General features: G+C 72.5%; 18 protein-coding genes. 4 read left to right on the forward strand and 14 right to left on the reverse strand.

The genetic code is table 11. The features are described 5' to 3' along the window. Window positions 1-144 precede the first annotated feature (144 nt). The 12 genes from R9X44_RS35330 to R9X44_RS35385 all read right to left on the reverse strand — a co-directional run bounded on the left by R9X44_RS35330 (window position 145) and on the right by R9X44_RS35385 (window position 13,719). Entirely contained in the window at window positions 145-1,353 is a 1,209-nt protein-coding gene (locus tag R9X44_RS35330) for an amidohydrolase family protein (RefSeq protein ID WP_319818750.1), read from the reverse strand. Window positions 1,354-1,471: 118 nt separating this feature from the next. Next, a complete protein-coding gene (locus R9X44_RS35335) occupies window positions 1,472-2,551 on the reverse strand; it encodes an acyl-CoA dehydrogenase family protein (RefSeq protein ID WP_319818751.1) in 1,080 nt (359 codons plus the stop codon). Beyond that, a complete protein-coding gene (locus R9X44_RS35340) occupies window positions 2,551-3,735 on the reverse strand; it encodes an acyl-CoA dehydrogenase family protein (RefSeq protein WP_319818752.1) in 1,185 nt (394 codons plus the stop codon). Before R9X44_RS35340 ends, R9X44_RS35335 begins: the two co-directional genes overlap by 1 nt. After that, a complete protein-coding gene (locus R9X44_RS35345; protein ID WP_319818753.1) occupies window positions 3,732-4,517 on the reverse strand; it encodes an enoyl-CoA hydratase/isomerase family protein in 786 nt (261 codons plus the stop codon). The genes R9X44_RS35340 and R9X44_RS35345 overlap by 4 nt, the downstream gene beginning before the upstream one ends. Further along, window positions 4,514-5,449 carry an acyl-CoA dehydrogenase family protein gene (locus tag R9X44_RS35350; RefSeq protein WP_319818754.1) on the reverse strand — a complete coding sequence of 312 codons (936 nt, stop codon included), beginning with the start codon at window positions 5,447-5,449 and terminating at the stop codon, window positions 4,514-4,516. The genes R9X44_RS35345 and R9X44_RS35350 overlap by 4 nt, the downstream gene beginning before the upstream one ends. Beyond that, window positions 5,446-6,588 carry an acyl-CoA dehydrogenase family protein gene (locus R9X44_RS35355; RefSeq protein ID WP_319818755.1) on the reverse strand — a complete coding sequence of 381 codons (1,143 nt, stop codon included), beginning with the start codon at window positions 6,586-6,588 and terminating at the stop codon, window positions 5,446-5,448. Before R9X44_RS35355 ends, R9X44_RS35350 begins: the two co-directional genes overlap by 4 nt. Window positions 6,589-6,646: 58 nt before the next feature. Beyond that, complete coding sequence (locus R9X44_RS35360) at window positions 6,647-7,444, reverse strand: SDR family NAD(P)-dependent oxidoreductase (protein WP_319818756.1); 798 nt, start codon at window positions 7,442-7,444, stop codon at window positions 6,647-6,649. Window positions 7,445-7,447: 3 nt separating this feature from the next. Further along, on the reverse strand, window positions 7,448-8,533 hold the full coding sequence (locus tag R9X44_RS35365; RefSeq protein ID WP_319818757.1) for a Zn-dependent alcohol dehydrogenase: 1,086 nt from the start codon (window positions 8,531-8,533) through the stop codon (window positions 7,448-7,450). A gap of 7 nt (window positions 8,534-8,540) precedes the next feature. Further along, window positions 8,541-9,737 carry an amidohydrolase family protein gene (locus tag R9X44_RS35370; RefSeq protein ID WP_319818758.1) on the reverse strand — a complete coding sequence of 399 codons (1,197 nt, stop codon included), beginning with the start codon at window positions 9,735-9,737 and terminating at the stop codon, window positions 8,541-8,543. Between the two features lie 111 nt (window positions 9,738-9,848). Further along, window positions 9,849-10,253 carry a nuclear transport factor 2 family protein gene (locus R9X44_RS35375; RefSeq protein WP_319818759.1) on the reverse strand — a complete coding sequence of 135 codons (405 nt, stop codon included), beginning with the start codon at window positions 10,251-10,253 and terminating at the stop codon, window positions 9,849-9,851. Continuing rightward, a complete protein-coding gene (locus R9X44_RS35380) occupies window positions 10,250-12,658 on the reverse strand; it encodes a CaiB/BaiF CoA-transferase family protein (protein ID WP_319818760.1) in 2,409 nt (802 codons plus the stop codon). The genes R9X44_RS35375 and R9X44_RS35380 overlap by 4 nt, the downstream gene beginning before the upstream one ends. Beyond that, window positions 12,655-13,719: an LLM class flavin-dependent oxidoreductase gene (locus R9X44_RS35385; protein ID WP_319818761.1), complete on the reverse strand. Its 1,065-nt coding sequence runs from the start codon at window positions 13,717-13,719 to the stop codon at window positions 12,655-12,657. The genes R9X44_RS35380 and R9X44_RS35385 overlap by 4 nt, the downstream gene beginning before the upstream one ends. Window positions 13,720-13,837: 118 nt before the next feature. Between R9X44_RS35385 and R9X44_RS35390 the strand changes: the two genes are divergently transcribed. The 4 genes from R9X44_RS35390 to R9X44_RS35405 all read left to right on the forward strand — a co-directional run bounded on the left by R9X44_RS35390 (window position 13,838) and on the right by R9X44_RS35405 (window position 17,649). Beyond that, on the forward strand, window positions 13,838-14,248 hold the full coding sequence (locus R9X44_RS35390) for a Zn-ribbon domain-containing OB-fold protein (protein ID WP_319818762.1): 411 nt from the start codon (window positions 13,838-13,840) through the stop codon (window positions 14,246-14,248). 26 nt (window positions 14,249-14,274) lie between these two features. After that, complete coding sequence (locus tag R9X44_RS35395; RefSeq protein ID WP_319818763.1) at window positions 14,275-15,456, forward strand: thiolase C-terminal domain-containing protein; 1,182 nt, start codon at window positions 14,275-14,277, stop codon at window positions 15,454-15,456. Between the two features lie 44 nt (window positions 15,457-15,500). Next, window positions 15,501-16,343, forward strand: coding sequence for an SDR family NAD(P)-dependent oxidoreductase (locus R9X44_RS35400; RefSeq protein WP_319818764.1), 843 nt, complete (start codon window positions 15,501-15,503; stop codon window positions 16,341-16,343). A 79-nt stretch (window positions 16,344-16,422) separates the two neighbouring features. Further along, entirely contained in the window at window positions 16,423-17,649 is a 1,227-nt protein-coding gene (locus R9X44_RS35405; protein ID WP_319818765.1) for an amidohydrolase family protein, read from the forward strand. Window positions 17,650-17,730: 81 nt separating this feature from the next. On the opposite strand, the gene R9X44_RS35410 is transcribed toward R9X44_RS35405, so the two are convergent. Beyond that, complete coding sequence (locus R9X44_RS35410) at window positions 17,731-18,915, reverse strand: cytochrome P450 (RefSeq protein ID WP_319818766.1); 1,185 nt, start codon at window positions 18,913-18,915, stop codon at window positions 17,731-17,733. A 29-nt stretch (window positions 18,916-18,944) separates the two neighbouring features. Then, window positions 18,945-20,585 (reverse strand): N-acyl-D-amino-acid deacylase family protein, encoded by a 1,641-nt coding sequence (locus R9X44_RS35415; protein WP_319818767.1) that lies wholly within the window; start codon window positions 20,583-20,585, stop codon window positions 18,945-18,947. Window positions 20,586-20,671 lie beyond the last annotated feature (86 nt).

Here is a 20,671-nt window from a genome sequence, read left to right on the forward strand (position 1 = left end):
GCGTTCAAGCGCGCGTTCAAGCGCGCGTTCAAGCGCGCGTTCAAGCGCGCGTTCAAGCGCGGCGCCGGGGGCGCCGCGCTGAACGTGCGGGGAGGGGGGCTCGGGCCCTCGCAGTCCCGAAGGGACTGCGAGGAAGAAAAAGGGTTAGGGGACTGGGATTGTGGCGGGGTTGGCGGGGGTGAAGTTGTAGATGCGGGAGGCGTTGGCGACGGTGATTTTGTGCTGGGTGGATTCGGGGAGGTGGGCGAGCCACTTGTTGGCCTGGGAGACGGTGTCGGGCCAGGTGGAGTCGGAGTGCGGGTAGTCGCACTCGAGCATGACGTTGTCCTCGCCGATGATGTCGAGGAGGCGGAGGCCGGCCTGGTCCTCGATGAAGGTGCCGTAGACGTGGTCCTTGAACAGGCGGCGGATGTCGGTGTCGAGGTCGAAGCTGGCCGCGCCCTTGGCCTCGCCGCGGTCGTGCGCGGCGTTCATGTCGATGTCGAAGCGCGACGCCCAGTACTTCTGCTTGTCGACGACCTGCTCGGCCCGCTCGAGGAAGTAGGGGATCCACCCGATCGACCCCTCCGACAGGGCGATCTTAAGGTTGGCGTAGCGGGTGAAGTTCCCGCTGAACAGCCAGTCGAGCAGGGTCCCCGCCTGGTTGACCGCGGCGGAGTAGGCCATGAACGCGAGCGTCGGCATGTCGTCGGAGGTGCGCAGCAGGTTCGAGGACGACCCCACGTGCATCGACACGACGATGCCGGTGTCGTCGCACGCCTGCCAGACCGGGTCCCAGTGGCCGGTGTGGATGGACGGGAGGCCGAGCTTCGTCGGGTTCTCGGAGAAGGCGATGGACTTGGCCCCGAGCCCGGCGGTCCGCTCGATCTCGGCGGCGGCCGCGACCGGGTCCCACAGCGGGATGATCATCATCGGGATGAACCTGCCGGGGTAGGCGGCGGCGAACTCCTCGAGGATGAAGTCGTTCCACGCGCGCACGCACTCCAGCGCGAGCTCCTTGTCCTTGGCCTCGTGGAAGACCTGGCCGCAGTAGCGCGGGAACGACGGGAACAGCATCGACGCCAGGACCCTGCCCTGGTCCATGTCGGCGACGCGGGCGGCGGGGTCGTAGCAGCCGGGCCGCATCTCGTCGTAGGTGATGGGCTCGGGTGAGAACTCCTCGCGGGTCTTGCCGGCGACCGCGTTGAGCCCTGTGGTGACGATCTGGCGGTCCTCGTACACCCAGAACTCCGACGCGCCGTCGCGCACGATCCTGGGTCCTGCGTCGCGCAGCCGCTGCGGCAGGCGCTCCTGCCAGAGCCTCGCGGGCTCGATGAGGTGGTCGTCTACCGAGACGAACCAGGAAAACGCCATGGTGGGGGCTCCCTACTGCGCCGCCGCGCGGCGGCGCGGGCGGGCACGAGACTCACGCGGGCGCTGGGCCCGCGTCCAAGAGAATGCGAGGTCCATAAGAAAGCGAACGCTCACTAGTCTAGGTGTCGGCGTCGCCCCGCGCCAGGGCCGGATACCGCTCGGCGAGCAGTTCCCGGTGCGCGGCGGGCGAGCCGAACAGCTCGCGGTTCAGCGTCGCGCGCTTGAGATGGACGTGGATGCCGCTCTCCCACGTGTAGCCCATCCCGCCGTGCACCTGCATCGCCGCGCCCGCGACCTCGACGGCGCTCGCGCACGCGTACGCCTTGGCCATCGCCGCCGCGACGGGATCGCCCTCCCCCGCCAATCCGCGCACCGCCGCCGCCACAAGCCGGTCCGCGACCGTGATCTTGACGAGCATGTCGGCACAGGCGTGCTTCACCGCCTGGAACGACCCGATCGGCCGCCCGAACTGCACACGTGTCTTCGCGTAGGCGACCGACGCGTCGAGCATCGCCTCGGCCGACCCGAGGCAGTCAAGCGCCAGCGCGACAGCCGCCCTGTCGTACAGCCGCCGCACGGCCCCTTCCGCAAGCCCCCACACCGCCTCCTCAGACACCGCGACGCCCTCCGCCCCCACCTCCCCGAACGCCCGCGTCTCATCGAGCACCGGCAGACCGGTCACCGTCAGCCCGGGAGCATCCGGCGCGAGGACCACAAGGACCGTCGCCCCGTCCGGATCGAGCGCGGGCAGCAGCAGCCGATCCGCACCGACCGCATCCGGAACAAACCGGGCACCACCCCGCAGCACAAGCCCACGCGACGTCCGAACCAGCGCGAACGGAACACCCCCCACCTCCCCGTCAAGCGCCAGAACCGGCACCACCTCCCCCGCGACGGCCTGGGCGGTAAGCCGATCCCTCCCCGGCCCCGCCTCAGCGAGACCCAACGCCCCGAGCCCGAGCGCCGCCACAGCCGGATACGGCCCGCGCGCCGCCACCCGCCCGAACTCCCGCAACACGACGGCCGTCTCAGCGAAGCTCGCGCCCGCTCCGTCCAACTCCTCGGCCACCTCAAGACCGAGCCACCCCGACCGCGCGACCGCACGCCAGTCGGGCACGGCCTCCGAACCGGTCTTGGCGAGCAGGTCACGAACAACCTCCCGCAGCTCCGCGTGCAGCGCGGCGTGTTCCTCAGGCATCAGACCGCCTTCGGTTCGCGGGGCAGGCCGAGGCCGCGTTCCCCGATGATCGAGCGTTGGATCTCGCTGGTCCCGCCCGGGATCGTCCACTCCCAGGAGCCGATGAAGTCCAGCGCCCACGCGCCCGACTCCCACCCGCTCGACGGCGGCTTGCGCAGGACGGTGTGCGCGGCCGGCCCGGCCACCTGGACGCCGAAGTCAGTCATCCGCTGAAGAAGCTCGCTGTAGTACAGCTTCACGATCGACGCGTCAGCCGGGCCCGGCGCGTCGGCCGCGACAAGGTCGGCGCACATAGCGCGCAACCCCGCCAGCTCGGTCTCCAGCACGGCGAGCCGATCGCGCACCCGGGCGTCGTCAAGCGGGGCGACGCCGTCGCGCCCCGGCCGCGCGCACAGGTCGACGAGCCGCCGGAAACCCCCGTGGCCGAGGCGTTCGGCGAGCTCCAGCATGGTCATGCCGCGTTCCGCGCCGAGCGTCTCCTGGGCGACCCGCCACCCGTCGTTCTCCGGCCCGACGAGGTTCGCGACCGGCACGACGACGTCGTCAAGGAAGATCTCGCAGAAGTGCGACTCGCCGGTCGCCTGCCGGATCGGGCGGACGTCGACGCCCGGCGACCGCATGTCCATCAGCAGGTAGGAGATCCCGCGCCGCTTGGGCGCGGCCGGGTCGGTCCGGGCCAGCAGCAGGCACCAGTCGGAGTGCGCCGCGCCGCTCGCCCACACCTTCTGCCCGTTGACGACATAGCCGTCACCCTCACGCCGGGCAGTCGTGCGCAGCGCGGCGAGGTCCGATCCGGCATCGGGCTCGGAGAAGCCCTGCACCCAGATCTCCCCGTCGAGGATCGCCGGAAGGTGCCGCGCGCGCTGCTCCTCGGTACCGGCAGCGAGCAGCGTCGCGGCCGCGTGGTGGATCGCGACGAACGCGAGGACGAGGCGCGGCGCGTCGTGCGCCGCGAGTTCCCGGTACAGCACGGCCTGCCGGGCGACGGACATGCCGCCGCCCCACGCGGCCGGCCAGTGCGGGACTGCGTATCCGGCGCTCCGCAGCTCTTGGAACCACGCATGCTGGAACGCGACGAACTCGGCGTCGCTCGCGCCGGTCTGCGCGCGCCGCCAGTCGGCGGGGATGTGCGCGCGGCACCAGGCCCGCACGTCGGCCCGGAAGTCGGCGAGGTCGTCGCTCACCCGCCCGCCTTCCTGGCGAGGGCGAGCAGCAGTGCGCGGTGCTCGGCCGAGCGCATGGTCTCGGCCTCGGCCGCGAACCCCGCCTGGACGGCCCCGGCGAGCGCCTGCCCGAGATAGGCGTTGACGACGCGTTTGGTACCGCGCAGCGCGGCGACGGGCTGCGCCGCGAGCCGCAGCGCGAGGTCGCGCGCCGCGCCCGCCAGCTCGTCGGCCGGGACTGTCCTGCTGGCCAGGCCGAGCTCCACGGCGGTGGCCGCGGGGATGCGATCGCCGGTGAACAGGTACTCGCGCGAGCGCAGAATCGGCGTGAGCAGCGGCCAGAACGCCGCTCCCCCGTCGCCCGCGACGAGCCCGACGCTGACGTGCGGATCGGCCAGGTGCGCGCGCTCACTGATGAGGACGATGTCGGAAAGGACCGCCACACTGCACCCAAGACCGACAGCAGGACCGTTGACTGCCGCGATCACCGGAAGCGGGAACCGCAACATCTCCTCGATGATCTTCGCCCCCTCCCGCAGGCTCGCGTCCCGCGCGGCCGGGTCGTCGAGGAACGAGGTGATCCACCCGAGGTCGCCGCCCGCGCTGAACGCCCGCCCGGCCCCGGTGAGCACGACGACCTTGGCCTCGGCGTCGGCCGCGAGCAGCTCCCACACCTCCGCGAGCGCCCGGTGCAGATCCCGGTTGACGGCGTTCAGCTCGCCGGGACGGTTCAGCACTACGGTCCTGACGGGCCCGTCCCGCTCCACCACGAGTTCGGGAGGCAGTCCGTCGTAGGGGCTCACGCGGTCACCTCGCTGAACAGGCCGGTGAGCCCGTCGCGGCCGATCGAGCGGGCGAGGCGCGCGCCGGTGCCCGAGACGCCGTACGGGAGCCGCCGCAGCGGCTGGCTGTACCGGGAGATCCACGAAAGCGCCGCCTCATCACAGAACCCGACGGCCCCGTGCAGCAGGTGGCAGGTGCGCAAGACCGTCTCAGCCGCCTCGATCACCGCGAGGCGCAGCGCGAGCGCGTCGTGCACCGCCTCGGCCCTGCCGTCCTGCACGCTCCACAGCGCGTACCTGGCGAGCATCGCGACCCCCGCCCGCTCGACCTCGGCGTCGGTGAGCTGGAACTGGACGCCCTGCTTGTCGGCGAGCGGCTTGCCGAACTGCCGACGCACGAGGACGTGTTCACGGGTCAGCTCCATCGCCCGGTCCAGCATGCCGAGCAGCGTCCAGCACGGCAGGACGAGGCCGAGCGCGACGTCACGGACGTCGGCCTCCCCCTCGGACCGCACGTCGAGCGCGGTGACGAACGCGGTGTCACGCGCCCGCGCGTCGGAGGGGACGGCGGTCGCGACCCCGCGCGCGCCGTCGAGCGTGACGGTGGTCCAGCGCAGGTCGAGCCCCGCGACCGCGCCTTCCGGATGCCGGTCGGCGACGACGACGAGCCCGTCAGACCCCGCCGGACGGGCGAGCCGTTCGGCGATCGGGTAGGGCGCGGCCCAGTAGCCGAACGCGCGGCTGAGGGCGGCGGCGGCCTCCAGGTCGTCGGCGTCGCCGCGCGGGTCGAGGTCCCACGCGCCGAGGTCGCCGAGCAGCGGTTCGACGAGCCCGGCCCGCGAGGCAGGGTCGGCCTCAGCGCGCTTGACGAGCTCGTCTCCCCCCGCCGCGCCCAGCGCGCGCTGGGCTTCGCGTCCGTAGGCGAAAGCCTCTTCGCTCAGGTCGATGTTCACGCGGTCCCCAGGATGTGCCGGGCCAGCAGGATGCGCTGGACGTCGATGCTGCCGGACGCGACTGTCGAGGCGTGCGCGTAGCGGTGATGGTCGGCGACGGCCGCGCGGAACGCGCGCGCGGACTCGCGCGGGGCGTGCGCGGCGATGTCCATCAGGACCTCCGCGCTGTCCTGGTCGAGCCGGGTGACGGCGATCCGGTAGCCCGCCGCGTCGCCGGGCCTGACCCGGCCCTCGCTCTGCCGGTGCAGGACGCTGTAGGCGAGCAGCCTGGCGCGGCGGCAGTGCGTGAGCATCCGCGCCCACCGGCCGTGCAGCTCTTCGGGCAGCTCGTCCCAGGCGTCGCCCAGCGCGCGGGGCGCTTCCATCAGGAGGCGTTCACAGCGCGCGTAGCGGGCGATGCCCACGCGTTCGAAGGCGAGCACCTCCTGGACGACCTTCCAGCCCTCGTCCACCTCGCCGAGCACGTCGGCCTCGGTGACCTTCAGGTCGGTGATGAACACCTCGTTCAGGTGGTGCGGGCCCATCAGGCAGTCGATCGGCCGCACCTCGACGGCCGGGTCGTCCATCCGGACGAGGAAGATCGTGAGGCCCTGCTGTCTGCGCTCGCCGGTGGAGGTGCGGGCGAGCAGGAAGCACCACTGGGCCATGCCCGCGTACGACGTCCAGACCTTCTGGCCGGTGACGCGCCAGCCGTCGCCGTCGCGGCGCGCGGTGGTGCGCAGGGAGGCGAGGTCGGAGCCCGCGTCGGGCTCGCTGAACCCCTGGCACCAGATCACCTCGCCGCGTGCGATCGGCGGCAGGTGGGTACGCTTCTGCGCGTCGGTGCCGTGCCGCATGATCGTCGGGCCGACCCAGTTGACGCCCATGTACTGCGCGCCGCGCGGCTCGTGGTGCGCCCACATCTCCTCGCGCACCACGGTCTGCTCCCAGACCGTGGCGTCGCCGCCGCCGTACTCCTTCGGCCAGGCGATGCAGAGCAGGCTGCGGTCGGCGAGCGTCCGGGAGAAGCGCTGCGCGGTCTCCAGGTCGTTGGGGTCGTCGGTGAACGCCCCGAGGAAGTCCGGCGGCACATGCCGGGCCACAAGCTCCCGCAGCTCACCGCGGAGCGCTCCGGCCACCGCGCCCATAGAGAAGTCCATGCTCAGACCGTACGTAATCCTTATAAGGATTGCAATACTTGTAAGGCTCAATCCGGGATCAGCGGGCGGTCCAGCCGCCGTCCACGACGATCGTCTGGCCGGTGACGTAGCGGCCCGCGTCGGAGGCGAGCCACAGGACCGCGCCGACGTAGTCGTCGGGGGTGCCGTCGGTGGGCAGCGGGGTGTTGCGGCGCAGCCACGCGCGGCTCCGCTCGTCCTCGTAGAGGTCCGCGGTGATCTCGCTGCGGAAGAAGCCGGGCGCGACGGTGTTCACCCGGATTCCGTGCCGCGCCCACTGGACGGCGAGCTCCGCGGTGAGGCCGGACAGCCCGAGCTTGCTCGCCGCGTAAGAAGCCTGCGGGATGCCGGGCACGCCGACCCTGCCGCTGATCGAGGAGACGTGCACGATCGCGCCGCCGCCCGCGTCGCGCATGTGCGGGAAGACGTCCTGGGCGAGCCGGAAGGGGGCGACGAGGTTGAGGTCGAGGGTCGCGCGGATGCCGTCGAGCGGCTCGTCCTCGGCCTTCGACGGGCTGAGCAGCGCGCCCGCCGCGTTCACCAGGATCACGGGCGGCCCCAGCGCCTCGGCGACGGCCGGGACCACCTCGGCGACCCGAGCGGCGTCGCCGAGGTCGCAGGCGACGGCGAGCCCGTCGATCCGCTCGGCGAGCTTGCCGAGCCTGTCGCGGCGGCGCGCGACGACCGCGACCCGCGCCCCGACCGACGCGAGCCCGCGTGCCAGCGCCTCCCCCAGCCCCGACGACGCCCCCGTGACGATCGCGACCCTGCCGTCGAGCCGGAAGGCGCGCAACGCGTCGGGCAGGGGTTCCGGGGAGCCGGGAGAGGTGTCCGACATGCGCTATGCCTCCTGGACGATGACGGTCCGCACGCCTTCGGCGCGGGCCACGAGCTCGACGCCGTGGGCGACGTCGGCGAGGGGAATCCGGCTGGAGACCATCGACCCGAGGTCGAGCCGCCCCGACTCGGCGAGCGCAATGAACCTGGGGAAGTCCCGCAGGATCTGCGCCCCGCCGAGGACGGAACCGGCCAGCCGCTTCCCGGAGAACACCGCCTGCACGGCAGGAAGCGTCAGCGACGACCCCACGGGCGGCATCCCCACGAGCGTCACGGTTCCGTGGCCGCGTGCCATCTCGAAGGCTTGGACCATAAGGTCGGGCCGTCCGACGGCCTCGAAGGTGAAGTCCGCGCCGCGTCCCGAAGTCAACTCGCGTACCTGCGCGACGGCGTCGCCCGCCGAGGGGTCGACCGCATGGGTGGCCCCGGCCGCGAGGGCAGCCTCGCGGCGTCCCCGCACCGGATCGACCGCGACGATCACCGCGGCCCCTGCGATCCGCGCGCCCTGCACGACCGACTGTCCGACGCCGCCGCACCCGATGACCGCGACGCTCGCGCCGGGCGTCACGCCCGCGGTGTTGAGCACTGCGCCGAGCCCCGTGGTGACGCCGCAGCCGAGCAGGGCGAGTTCCTCGTCGGCCAGATCGGTCTGCACCGGCACCACCGACGCCTCGTGCACGACCATCGCCTCGGCGAACGTCCCGCAGCCGCAGACGGCGGCGGCTCGCCTGCCGTCGGCGAGGGTGAACCGCTCGGCCGCCTTCACCGACGGGTTCAGCGCGCACTGGTTGGACATGCCGTTGACGCAGTTCCAGCAGACCCCGCACGCGGGCGCGACCGAGGCGAGCACCCGGTCGCCGGGCCGCACCCTGCGCACCTCCGCGCCGACCTCCTCGACGGTCCCGCAGCCCTCGTGGCCGAGCGCGATCGGCAGCGGCAGCGCCGACAGGCCGTCGAGGACGTTCAGGTCGGTGTGGCAGATGCCGCTGGCGGCGATGCGGACGAGCACGTCACGCGGGCCGACGTCGGGGACGGGCAGGTCCTCGACAACAGGGGGTTTGCCCGCTTCGTAGGCGATCGCTACTTTCATCGCCGCCTCACCCCGCCGCCGTCGCGCGGTCCCGCAGGCCGAGCAGGCCGGCGGTGTTGCCGCGCAGCACCCGCCGGGCGACGTCGGGCGGGCACGCGGCGAGCCTCGGCACGTAGTCGCGCGGCTCGCGCAGGCCCTCGGGGTGCGGGTAGTCCGAGCCGAACAGGACGTGGTCGGGGCCGAGCGCGTCGATGAGGTCGAGCACGTCGTCCTCGGGGAACGGGCAGACCCACAGGTGCGCGGCGAGGTCGAGGCTGGGCCGCGCGGGCAGCGGGCCGCCGAGCATCGGGCCGCGCCTGCCGAGCGCGGCCGCCTTGTCGACTGTCTTGAACAGCGCGCGCAGCCAGGTCGAGCCGTTCTCGATCGACATGATCCGCAGCTTCGGATGCCTGCCGAACAGGTTGTGCAGGGTGAGCGCGGTGAGCGTGTCGACGAGCGGCCGCTCGGTGTTGCACAGCGCCCACTGCAGCGGGGACTGGCGGTGCGAGGGGTTGTCGGGGTCCTCGGACCACATCTTCCCGTAGAAGTGCTGGTAGCCGCTGTTGGAGACATGGAAGACGACGGGCACGCCGGCCTCGGCGACGGTGTCCCAGAACCCGTCGAACACCGGGTCGGCGGGCGAGCGGCCGCCGGTCGGGCCGGGACAGAGGTGGACGAGCCGCGCGCCCGCCGCCAGGACCCTGTGCAGTTCCGTCAGCGCCTCGTCGGGATCGAGCAGCGACAGCATCGGGACGGCGAAGATCCTGCCGTCGTCGCCGTAGCCCCAGTCGTCCTCGAGCCAGCGGTTGAACGCGCGCAGGCTCGCATAGGTGAGGGCGACGTCGTCGCGCATGTCGTTCTCGACCGCGACGCCCATCGTGGGCAGCAGGATCGTGGCCTCCACGCCCTGCTCGTCCATGAGGGCGAGGCGCGCGGTGCGGTCGGTGAACGCCGGGTGGTCCTTGGCGTTGATGACCTCGCGGTGCGTGAAGCCGTCGGCGACCTCGCCCGCGAACAGGCCGGCGAGCGCGCCGGGGGCCGAGGCGTGGTCGCCGGGCATGACGCTCATGAAGGTGCGGCGGCCGCGCAGGAAGATCCGGCCGAGGCCGTCGGCGCCGCGGGTGACCTGCACCGTCGCGTCGCGGTGGCGCGACTCGATGTGCCGGGTGAAGCAGTCGTCGGGCTCGTAGTAGTGGCCGTCTGCGTCGATCAGCTGGTAGTCCATCGCCGCGCATCCTCCGTCGGCTCGCGTTCGAAGCGGGGAACGCGTCTATAAGTAAGTGAACGCCCAGTTATTTATCCTCCCCGGCGGCCGGGAGGCTGTCAAGGCCGGTGATCAACCCGGGTCGAGCGTGCGGAGGAGGGCGTGGGTGTCCTGCTGGAAGACCCGGATCTCCCTGACGAGCCCGTCGGCGACCTGGAACAGCTCGACCACGTCGACGGTCTCGGCGCGGCCGGTTAGCTTGGCCGTCCAGGTCTGGGTGGTTATCTGGACCGCCTGGGTGGGGCCGCAGCCGAGGACGCGGGGGGCGGTGATGGCCCGGTCCCAGTGGCGCGCGAACTCCGCGCCCATCGCGGCCATGCCGTCCCGGCCGTGGTGGACGCCGCCGTGCGGGAGTGAGGCGGGCTGTTCGATGCGGAACTCCGGGTGCAGGAGGGCGAACGCGCCCGCGAAGTCGCCCTCGGTGAAGCGGCGTCCCATCTCCGCGACCACGTCGGCGGCTTCGGTTCTCGTCGTCATGGGGCCTCCTTGAGCTGGCGTGCCTTTCCGGTGGCGAGCAGCGCGGCTATGTCGGCGCGGGACATGCCGGTCTCGGCGAGGACCTCGGCGGTGTGCTCGCCGACGCCGGGCAGGCTCAGGCGTACCGCCGCCGAGGGCGGCTCGTCGGACGGGCCGTAGCGCAGGAGCGGGCCGATCTGCTCGAACCTGCCCCAGTCGGCGGTGGGGTAGGCGACCGCGCGGCCCGTCTGGCGGTTGACGGGGTCGTCGAGGATGGCGGCGCGGAAGCCGTCGCGGTCGAGGAGTTCGACGGGCTCGCACAGCGCGCCGATCTCGCCCAGGCGCGCGGTCCAGGCGGCGGCGGGCTCGGCGGCGAAGGCGGCCTCGAGGATCGCTTCGGCCTTGCGGGCCGTCTCGTCGGACGGGCCGCCGCGCAGCGGGGCGTAGGCGTCGGGGAGGTCGGCGACGGACTCGCCCAGCCGCGCCCACGCGGCGGGATCGGGGACGACGACGGCGAGCCAGGCCCCGTCGGCGCACTCGTAGATGCGGTAGCCGGGGCCGTAGCCGGTCTGGCCGCCGTCGAGGGACGGGCCGAGCACGAGGTCGCCGTCGCGCAGGTGGACGCCGCTGTGCGCGAGCATTCCCGCGCCGAGCAGGCTCGTGACGACGCGTCTGCCCGCGCCGTCGGCGGCGCTGCCGAGCAGGCCCGCGAGCACGCCGCCCGCCGCGACCCAGCCGCCCGCCATGTCCAGCGGGATCCATGTCGCGGCGATCGGGTCGTTGCCCGCGCCGCCGATCGCCGCCTCGAACCCGGTGACCGCCTGCATGAGTGCGTCGTTGCCGGGGAACCTGGCGCGCGGCCCGCTGTCGCCGAACGCGCTCGCGTGGCAGTAGACCGCGCCCGGGTTGACCCGCGCGACGTCGGCGGCCCCGATCCCGAGCCGTTCGGCGACGCCCACCCGGAAGTTGTGCACGACCACGTCCGCCCACGTGAGCAGGCGTTCCACGGCCTCCCGCGCCTCTGGCGCGCCGATGTCGAGCGCCACGCTGCGCTTCCCCCGCTGACACGCCGCCACCGCATACGCGGCGGCCCGCATCGCCTCTCCCCCGGGCGGCTCCACCTTGACGACATCCGCGCCGAGATCGGCAAGCACCTCGGCGGCGAGCGGCCCGGCGACGAAGGCCGAGAAGTCCGCGACCCTCAACCCCGCCAACAACCCCGGCCCGCTGCCGACCGCCGCGCCGGGCGCAACCGGGCCCGCAGGCGCTTCGGACGAACCCGACTCCGCCGCGAGCGAGCCGTGCCCGGCTTCGCGCGGGGGTGTGGGCGACCCCGGCTCCGTCGATCGGGCGGCCGGGCCGTGCTGGGTGTCGCCTGGCGGCGGGGTGAGGGGGGAGACGGTTATGGGGGAGCCGGGGAGGACGTAGGTGGTGCCGTTGTCTTCGCGGGTGAGGGCGAGGGCGGTTTCGGTGAGGTGGGGGTCGTGGAGGGCCTCGCCGGGGCCGAGGACGGGTTCGCAGGCGACGCCCGCGGCGCGCAGGGCGGTGATCCAATCGGGGCGGGGGCGTCGGGCGAACAGGGCGGACCAGCGGGCGGCACGGACGCCGAGGCGGCCGGTCATCTGGTCGGTGTAGTAGCCGTCCTCGCTTGGCTCGTCGCCGAGCACCTCGATGAGCGCGGCGTACATGCCCTTGCCGCCGAACCAGACCTGGATCAGCTCGCCGTCGGCGCAGCGGTACAGGAAGTTCGGGAAAGTCGAGCCCTTCGCCCAGTACGACTCGACCTCCTCCGGCGCGGCCTCGGAGCGGCCGATCATACAGCCGAGCGTCGCGAGCATCCCGTCGTACAGGGACGTCTCGGCCCAGCCGCCCGCGCCGGTGAGCGCGCGCCGCCGCAGCAGGGCGAGCACCGAGACCGACAGCAGCGACGCCGTTCCGACGCCGGAGGCGCGCGCGTCAACGAAGACGGGTCCCGGCCGGTGTCCGGCGAGCTGCGTGTACAGCCCCGCTGACGCCTCGACCAGCATGCCGTAGTCGGCGGTCTCGCCCTTGGCCGTACGGCTCGGACGGCAGCGCGCGTACACCAGGGAGGGGTTGTCCTTCACCAGGTCGCGGTAGCCGAGCCCGCGCCTTTCGACGCGTTCTTCCGGCCCGTACACGAGCGCGACATCGGCTTCCCTGAGCAGGGCGAGGGCCATGGCCGCGTCGTCGGCCCGCACGATCCGCTTGTCACGGTGCCAGGCCCGACCCCACGGCACCTCCGCGTCGAGCGGGACGGGCGCGGCCCCGACGACCCTGGTGACCGTCGCGCCGAGATCGGCGAGGAGCAGACCTGGCACTCCCCCGGCGAGCCCGACACCCAGATCGCTCACCCCGACGGCGAGCTCCACAACCCGCAGCCCCGCACAGGGCAGCCCCGCGCTCACGCCGACCCCCCGGGCAACGCCGCCGCCCCGACCGACGAAGCCGGGCCCGACGCCGGAGCCGCCGCCGAGGCCGAGGCGGCCGAGGCGGCCAGGGCCGACGCGGCCGGGGCCGGGGTCGATGCCGATGGGAGCGTCAGGCGGGGTAGTACCTCCTGGGCGGCGAGGCGCACGATGTCCAGGGTGTCCTCGTGTGCGGCGGGCGAGATCACGATGTGCCGGGCTCCGGCGTCGACGTAGGTCTGGATGCGGGCCGCGACCTCCTCCGGGGTGCCGGAGGGGGCGATCCGGTCGAGCAGCTCCGGGGGTTTGTCGCCGTAGGCGGAGCCGAGGAACCCTGCGACGTCGGCGCGGGCGCGCTCCCGGTCGGCGCGGACCGAGCAGTACAGGTACACCGCCCACTCGAATCCGGTGAGGTCGCGGCCGAGCGCGGCGGCCTCGTCCTTGATGGTCCGTACCGAGCGCGCGTACGCCTCGGGTGACACGAGGTAGGGCAGCCACCCGTCGCCGAGCCGTGCCGCCCGGCGCATCGCGGGTTCCTTGCGCCCGGACACCACGATCGGCGGCCCTCCGGCGCGCATCCCCGGCCCGTCGCCGTGCCGGACCGGGCGGAGTTCGACGCCGTCAAAAGCGAAGAACCTGCCCTTGTGGCTCACCGAGCCGCCGCGCCACAGCTTGCGCAGCACCTCGATGGACTCGTCGGCGCGCGCGCCGCGCTCCCGCACCGGCACGCCGAGCGCGGCGAACTCCTGCGGGAACTCACCGCCGACGCCGACCCCGGCGACCACCCGGCCGCCGGACCTGCTGTCGAGGTCGGCGAGCTGCTTGGCCGCGAGCACCGGGTGGTACAGCGGCAGCATCAGCACGGCGGTGCCGACCCTGACCCGCTCGGTCCACGCGGTCATCAGGGCGAGCCTCGTCATCGCCTCGCCGGTGGCGCTGGGCGGCAGCACATGGCCGCCCTGCCAGACCGACGAGATCGGCAGCCGCTCCACGGCGGCGAGCCAGTCTCGGTCGGGTTCGGGAATCGCCGCCGCCCCGAGGGCGACACGGTCGTCTGCCACTGGTCCTCCCCTCGAACACCGCCGAGGGGACGGCGTTCGATCGGAAGATAGCAAATGCTCACTTTTTTATGTAGACAGTGGGGGTGGGCGAACGAGCCCCGGAAGGAGGCCCCCGCAAGTGGACGCGACAGTCGGGATTCCCCCCGCCGTCACCGAGGAGACCGAGCCGTTCTGGACCGCCGCGCGGGAAGGGCGGCTGCTCGCCGAGCGGTGTCCGGCGTGCGGCGTCGAGTCGTTCCCGCCGCGCGGGATCTGCCGCGCGTGCCGCACAAGGCCGACCGCGTTCGCCGAGGTCACCGGGCCCGGCGTGGTCTACAGCCTCACCGTCAACCACCAGAGGTGGCTGCCGGATCTCGAGGTGCCTTACGCGGTCGTCCTCGTGGAGTTCCCCGGCCACCCCGGCGTCCGGGTGACCGGGCGGCTGCGCGGCTGCCCGCCCGAGGACGCCTGCATCGGCATGACCGTCGAGATCGGCTTCGAGCCAGGCCCGGGCGGCTTCGCCATTCCCAGCTTCGTCGCCGCGCGCTAGGCGACCCCTACCTTCAGGAGAGCCCCTTGGGGACCGACCTCTTCGAACGCCGCGCCGTCATCTCCGGTGTCGGCCAGTCCGCGATCGGCCGCCGCCTCGACCGCTCGGGCTTCCAGCTCACCCTCGACGCGGTCCTCGCGGCGATCGCCGACGCCGGCCTGACCGTCGCCGACGTCGACGGCCTCGCGATGTTCCCCGGAGGCGGCGCGGCCAACCTGCCCGGCTACGCCAACGGCAACCTCTACGAGGTCCAGGACGCGCTCGGCATCACCACGTCGTGGCGGCAGGGCATCAACGAGGGCATGGCGCTGCCGTTCTACGGGCCCGCGATGGCGGTGGCGACGGGGCAGGCCCGTCATGTCGTCGTCTGGCGGACGGTCAAGGAGGGCAGCGCCGCGCGCAATGCAGGCGGACGGCCCGCTTACGGCTCCACCAAGCCCGTCGCAGAAGGAACGCTCGCGTGGCTGCTACCGGTCGGGATGCTTTCGCCCGTCTGCCAGGTCGCGCCTTACGCGGCCCGTTACATGCACGAGTACAAGGCGACCCGCGAGCAGCTGGCCTGGATACCGGTGACGCAGCGCGCCCACGCCGCGCGCAACCCCGACGCCGTCTACCGGAGCCCGCTGAGCGTCGAGGACTACCTGGACTCCCGGATGATCTCCACGCCGATGTGCCTGTACGACTGCGACGTGCCCGCCGACGGGTCCACCGCGATCGTCGTCTCGGCCGTCGAGACCGCCCCCGACCTGCGCGCCCCCGTGCGGATCGAGGCGGCGGCCGGGGTCGTGGAGGGCAGGCCGTCATGGGATCAGTGGCAGGACATGGGCAGGGTCGGGCACGGGGCCGCGCAAGCCATGTGGGCGCGCACCGACCTCACGCCCGGCGACGTGGACGTCGCGCAGCTCTACGACGGGTTCACCATCGAGGTCGTCTGGTGGCTCGAGGCCCTGGGGTTCTGCGGGGTCGGCGAGGCGGCCGCGTACGTCGAGGGCGGCACCCGCATAGCGCTCGACGGGGAGCTGCCGCTGAACACGTGGGGCGGCCAGCTGTCCGGGGGCCGGCTGCACGCGGCGTTCGGGCACACCGCCGAGGCGGTGCGGCAGGTGCGCGGCGAGGCGGGCGACCGGCAGGTCGTCGGCGCGGAGGTCGCCGCGGTGAGCAACGTCGGAGGGTTCGAGGCGGGCGCGACGCTGCTCACCCGCTGGTAGCGCCCGTGTACGAGGCAACGCAACAACACACAAGGAGAACTGCAGTGGTGGATCGTCCCGGACGGGTCGAAGGCAAGGTCGCGATAGTGACGGGAGCGGGCTCGACGCCCGGGCCCGGCATCGGCACGGGGAAGGCGACCGCGGTCGTCCTGGCGCGGGAGGGCGCGAAGGTCCTGCTCGTGGACCTGTTCCCCGAGCGGGCCGAGGACACCCTGCGGCTCATCGAGAAGGAGGGCGGCGAGGCGTCGGTGTTCGCCGCCGACGCGACCCAGGCCGCCGACTGCGAGGAGATGGTCGCGACGGCCGTCGAGCGGTACGGGACAGTCGACGTCCTGGTGAACAACATCGGCCGGGCCGCGCTCGGGACCGTCGTTGACACGTCGGAGGAGGAGTGGGACCGCGCGCTTGACGTCAACCTGCGCACCGCGTTCCTCGCCTCGAAGTACGCGGTGCCGGTGATGGCCGAGCAGGGCGGCGGCTCGATCGTCAACGTCGCGTCGATCTCGGCGCTGCGCGGCGACGGGACCGCCGCCTACAGCGCGGCCAAGGGCGGGATGCTCGCGCTGACCGTCGACATGGCCTACGCGCACGGCCGCGACGGCATCCGGGTGAACGCGGTCGCGCCGGGCCACATCACCACGCCGATGGTGATGTCGGTGTCCGCGCCGGGGCCGCGCGCGGAGTTCATGAACACGCTGCGCAGCGAGGCGGGGCTGCTCGGCACGCCGGGTGACGGCTGGGACGTCGCGTACGCGGCGGCGTTCCTGGCCAGCGACGAGGCGCGCTGGATCACCGGCGTGACGCTTCCGGTGGAGTCGGGGGTGCTCAGCGTGACGCCGCTGATGATGGCGGCGCGGCTGCGCGGGGTGCCGGAACCCGAGGAGTGACGGCGGGCCGTTGCGTACCCGGGTCGGCCACGCCTAATGTAAGTGAGTACACACTCTCTAAGCGGAGGAGTTCCCGCGCATGGCCGACCAGGACGCGACCCTGACCGCTCCGACAGCCTCCAAGCCGCGCGAAGCGCTCTGCGAGCGGTACGCGGTGGCCGACGTCGACTCCCACATCATCGAGCCCGCCGACCTGTGGACGTCGCGGATCTCCACCGCCAAGTGGGGCGACCTCGTGCCGCACGTCCGCTTCCACGAGCGCCGCCAGGAGGACGTCTGGTACATCGGCGACCGCAAGCTCTACGGGGTCGGCGCGTTCGCGCAGGCCGGGTGGGCGGAGTTCCCGCCGTCCCACCCCAAGCGGCTGTCCGAGGCGCTGCCCGCCGCGATCGACGCCAAGGAGCGGCTCGCCTACAACGACAAAGTGGGCGTTCACTACCAGGTGCTGTACCCGAACATCGTGGGCTTCCACAGCCACAGGTTCCTCAACCAGATGCCGCGTGAGCTCGCCACCCGGTGCGTCCAGGCGTACAACGACTGGGTCGCCGAGTTCGCCTCGGCCGACCCGACGCGGCTCGTCCCCATGATGATGCTGCCGTTCTGGGACATCGACGAGTCGGTCGCGGAGATGCGGCGGGCGCACGCGATGGGCCACAAGGGCGTCCTGTTCGCGGCGCGCTACGACAAGGTCGGACTCCCCCGGCTCATTGACGACTACTGGGAGCCCGTCCTCGGCCAGGCCCAGGAGATGGGGCTGTCGATGAACTTCCACGTCGGGTTCCTCGCCTCCGACGAGGACCTGAAGGGCGCGGTCGACCAGTCCAAGAAGATCGACTTCACCCGGGAGAGCTCCCTCGTCCTGCTCGGCAACGCCCAGAACATCGCCGAGGTCGTGCTGAGCGGCGTGTGCCACCGCTACCCGGACCTCAACTTCGTGTCGGTCGAGAACGGCGCGGGCTGGCTGCCGTTCTTCGCCGAGACGATGGACTGGCAGTGGCTCAACGTCGGGGCGCACAAGGAGTACCCGGACCGGCTCCTGCCCAGCGAGTACATGAAGCGGCAGATCTACGGCATGTTCTGGTTCGAGCGCCAGTCGGTCCGCTCGGTGATCGACCAGCTCGGCGACAACCTCATGTTCGAGACCGACTTCCCGCACGCCACGAGCCTGTCCCCCGGCCCTGCGTCGGAGTCCCCCAGCCCCCGCGACGTCATGGAGCTCGCCCTGTCCGGCCTCCCCGAGGAGACCATCGGCAAGGTCCTCCAGCACACGGCCACCAAGCTCTACAACCTCGACCCTCCGGCCTGACCCCCAAACCCTGCGGGTGTTGTGATCGCTTAACGGCGATCACAACACCCGCAGAGAGCGCGCCCCGACCCCCGGTCGGGGTCAGGTGGGGACCGTGGTGGGGAGGGAGGCGAAGCCGCGGACGGTCGAGGTGGGGGCCAGTTTGGCGGCGGAGGCGTCGATCTCCCAGTCGGGGTAGCGCTTGAGGATCTCCTCGATGGCGATCTTGCCCTCGAGGCGGGCCAGGGCCGCGCCCAGGCAGAAGTGGGTGCCTCGGCCGAAGGTGAGCTGGGGGCCTACGGCGCGGTGGATGTCGAAGGCGTCGCCGTCGGGGTGGCGGCGCTCGTCGCGGTTGGCCGAGGCGACGAGGAACATCATGACGCTGCCCTCGGGGACCGTACGGCCGTGCAGCTCGACGTCACGGGTGACGTACCTTGCCATGTGCTGGGCGGGCGGCTCGAAGCGCAGCAGCTCCTCGATCGCGTTCGGGATGAGCGCCGGGTCCGCGACGAGCGCGCGCCGCTGGCCCGGATGGTCGGCGAGGACCTTGCCCGCCCAGCCGATGAGCCGGTTCGTCGTCTCGTTGCCCGCGCCCGCGACGACCGTCACGTACGTCAGGATCTCCTCGCGGGTCAGCCTGCGGCGGGTGCCGGTCTCGTCCTCGAACTCCGCGTTCAGCAGGTCGGTCATGATGTCGTCGGACGGGTGGTCGGCCCGCCAGTCGATGTACGCGCCGAACGCCTCACCGGCCAGGAAGTCGAGGTCGAGTTCCATCGGCCTGCCCTCCTCGGTGCGCAGCGTGTCGTCGACCTGGTCGCGGATCGCCTCCTGGTCGGCCTCGGGGATGCCGAGCAGCATGCCGATGACGCGCATCGGCATCTGCGCGCCGAGGTCGGCGACGAAGTCGAACCGTCCGGTCCCGGCCACCCGGTCGAGGCTGCGCGCGCAGAAGTCGCGGATCTTCGGCTCCAGCGCGAGCACCTTGCGCGGCGTGAAGATGCCCGACAGCAGCCGCCGGTGCGCGGTGTGCAGCGGCGGATCCTCGAAGATGATCACGCCGGGCGGGAAGTCGATGTTCGCCTTGATCAGCTCGAGGATCGCGCCGCGCCCGGAGATGAACGTCGCGGGGTCGCCGAGGCCCGCTTCGACGTCGTCGTACCGGCTCACCGCGTAGAAGTCGTACCGGTCGTTGTAGTAGAGCGGCGCCTCCTCCCTGAGCCTCCGGTAGACCGGATAGGGGTCGGCGTCGATCTCCACGTCGTACGGGTCGTAGTAGACGTCGGTCATAAGCGGGTCTCCTTCGGGGGGTGGAAGGCTCAGGAGCGTAGGAGCCGTCCGGGAGTGACGCCGGGGAGGTCGGCTCCCCCGGCCCGGACTGCCGTGCCGTTGACCCACATGTGCTCGACGCCCGTGCTGCGCACCACGAGCCGGTCGGTGCCGCCCGGCTGGTCGTGCACCCGCTCGACGGGCGTCGTCCCGACCGTCGCGGGGTCGAACGCGACGAGGTCGGCGTGGAACCCTTCCCGCACCAGCCCGCGTTCGGCGATCCGGAAGGCGCGGTGCGGATGCCCGGTGAGCCGCCAGACCGCCTTCTCCAACGGGATCGCGCCGCGTTCGCGCACCCAGTGGCCGAGCAGGTGGGTGGAGTAGCAGGCGTCGCACAGCTGGGTGGCGTGCGCGCCGGCGTCGGACAGGCCGAGCAGGGTGCGGTCGTCGGCGAGGAGGTCGCCGACCTCGTCGTCGCCGTCGTTGTCGAGCACGATGCGGAAGCGGGTGGCCATGCCGTCGGTCAGGGCGAGGTCGAGCATCAGGTCGAACGGGGTGGTGCCGCGCTCGGCGGCGAGCGCGTCGAGGGGGACGCCGACGGCGTCGGCGTGCGCGACGGTCTCCTCGACGCTCGTCTTCGGCCAGCGGTGCGCCCAGGACTTCAGCGTCGTCTCGCGGGCGCGGTCGCGCCAGCCTGCGTCACGGTACAGGTCGGCCCGCTCGGCGCGCGGGAGCGCCAGGACGTCCTTCCACTCGTCTATCTCGGCGAGCGGCACCGGGTCTGCCATGCCGATCTGCATGACGATCGGGCGGCACGCGATCTGCGGGTAGACCTCGCCGGGCAGCGCGCCGCCCCGCTCGACCGTGCGCAGCGCCGCGCCGGGCTTGTCGGCGCGGGCCATCAGCGCGGTCCAGGTGACGGGGATGCCGTACCGGGACGCGATCTCGGAGAACTGGTCGACGAACAGGCCGGGGCCGATCGACACCTGAAGGACGCCCTTGCCGAGTTCGCCGAGCACGGCGGCGAGCGCGTGGACCTCGTCGGTCTCGGCGAAGCGGCTCGGCACCGGACGTCCGTACGCGCCCTGGTGGGCGGGCTGGCGTGAGGTGGAGAACCCGAGCGCGCCCGCTTCCAGGGCCTCCCTGACGACCTCGCGCATCGCGGTGAGCTCGTCGGGCGTCGCGGGGCGCTCCTCGCCGCCGGTGACGAACAGGCGCAGCGGGGTGTGGCCGAGGAACGCGCCGACGTTGAGCCGCTTGGGCCTGGCGTCGAGCGCGGCGAGGTACTCGGGGAACGACTCGAAGCACCAGTCGATCCCGGCTTCCAGGGCCTCCATCGACATGCCCTCGACGTTCTCCAGCGTGCGCACGATGATGTCGCGGTGCTCGGGGGTCGTCGGCGCGACGCCGAAGCCGCAGTTCCCCATGACGACGCTGGTGACGCCGTGCCAGCTCGACGGCGTCAGGTCGGGGTCCCAGAGGATCTGGGCGTCGTAGTGGGTGTGCACGTCGATGAAGCCGGGGGCGAGGGTGAGGCCGTCTAGGTCGACGGTTTCGGCGGCCTCACCCGGCGGCAGCGCGCCGGGTTCGGCGACGGCGGCGATCCGTCCGTCGGTGACGGCGACGTCGGCGTGACGCGCGGGCGCGCCGGTTCCGTCGATCAGTGAGGCCCCGCGCAGCAGCAGATCCATCTCGAACACCTCGCGTAGTCGGCACCCGGTGGGCTGAGCGCCCCGGAAGGCGCGGAATGTAGCAAGTGAATGCTCACATACTTAGG

Origin of the sequence: Actinocorallia sp. A-T 12471 (assembly GCF_033875155.1) — a bacterium.
Classification (GTDB): domain Bacteria; phylum Actinomycetota; class Actinomycetes; order Streptosporangiales; family Streptosporangiaceae; genus Actinocorallia.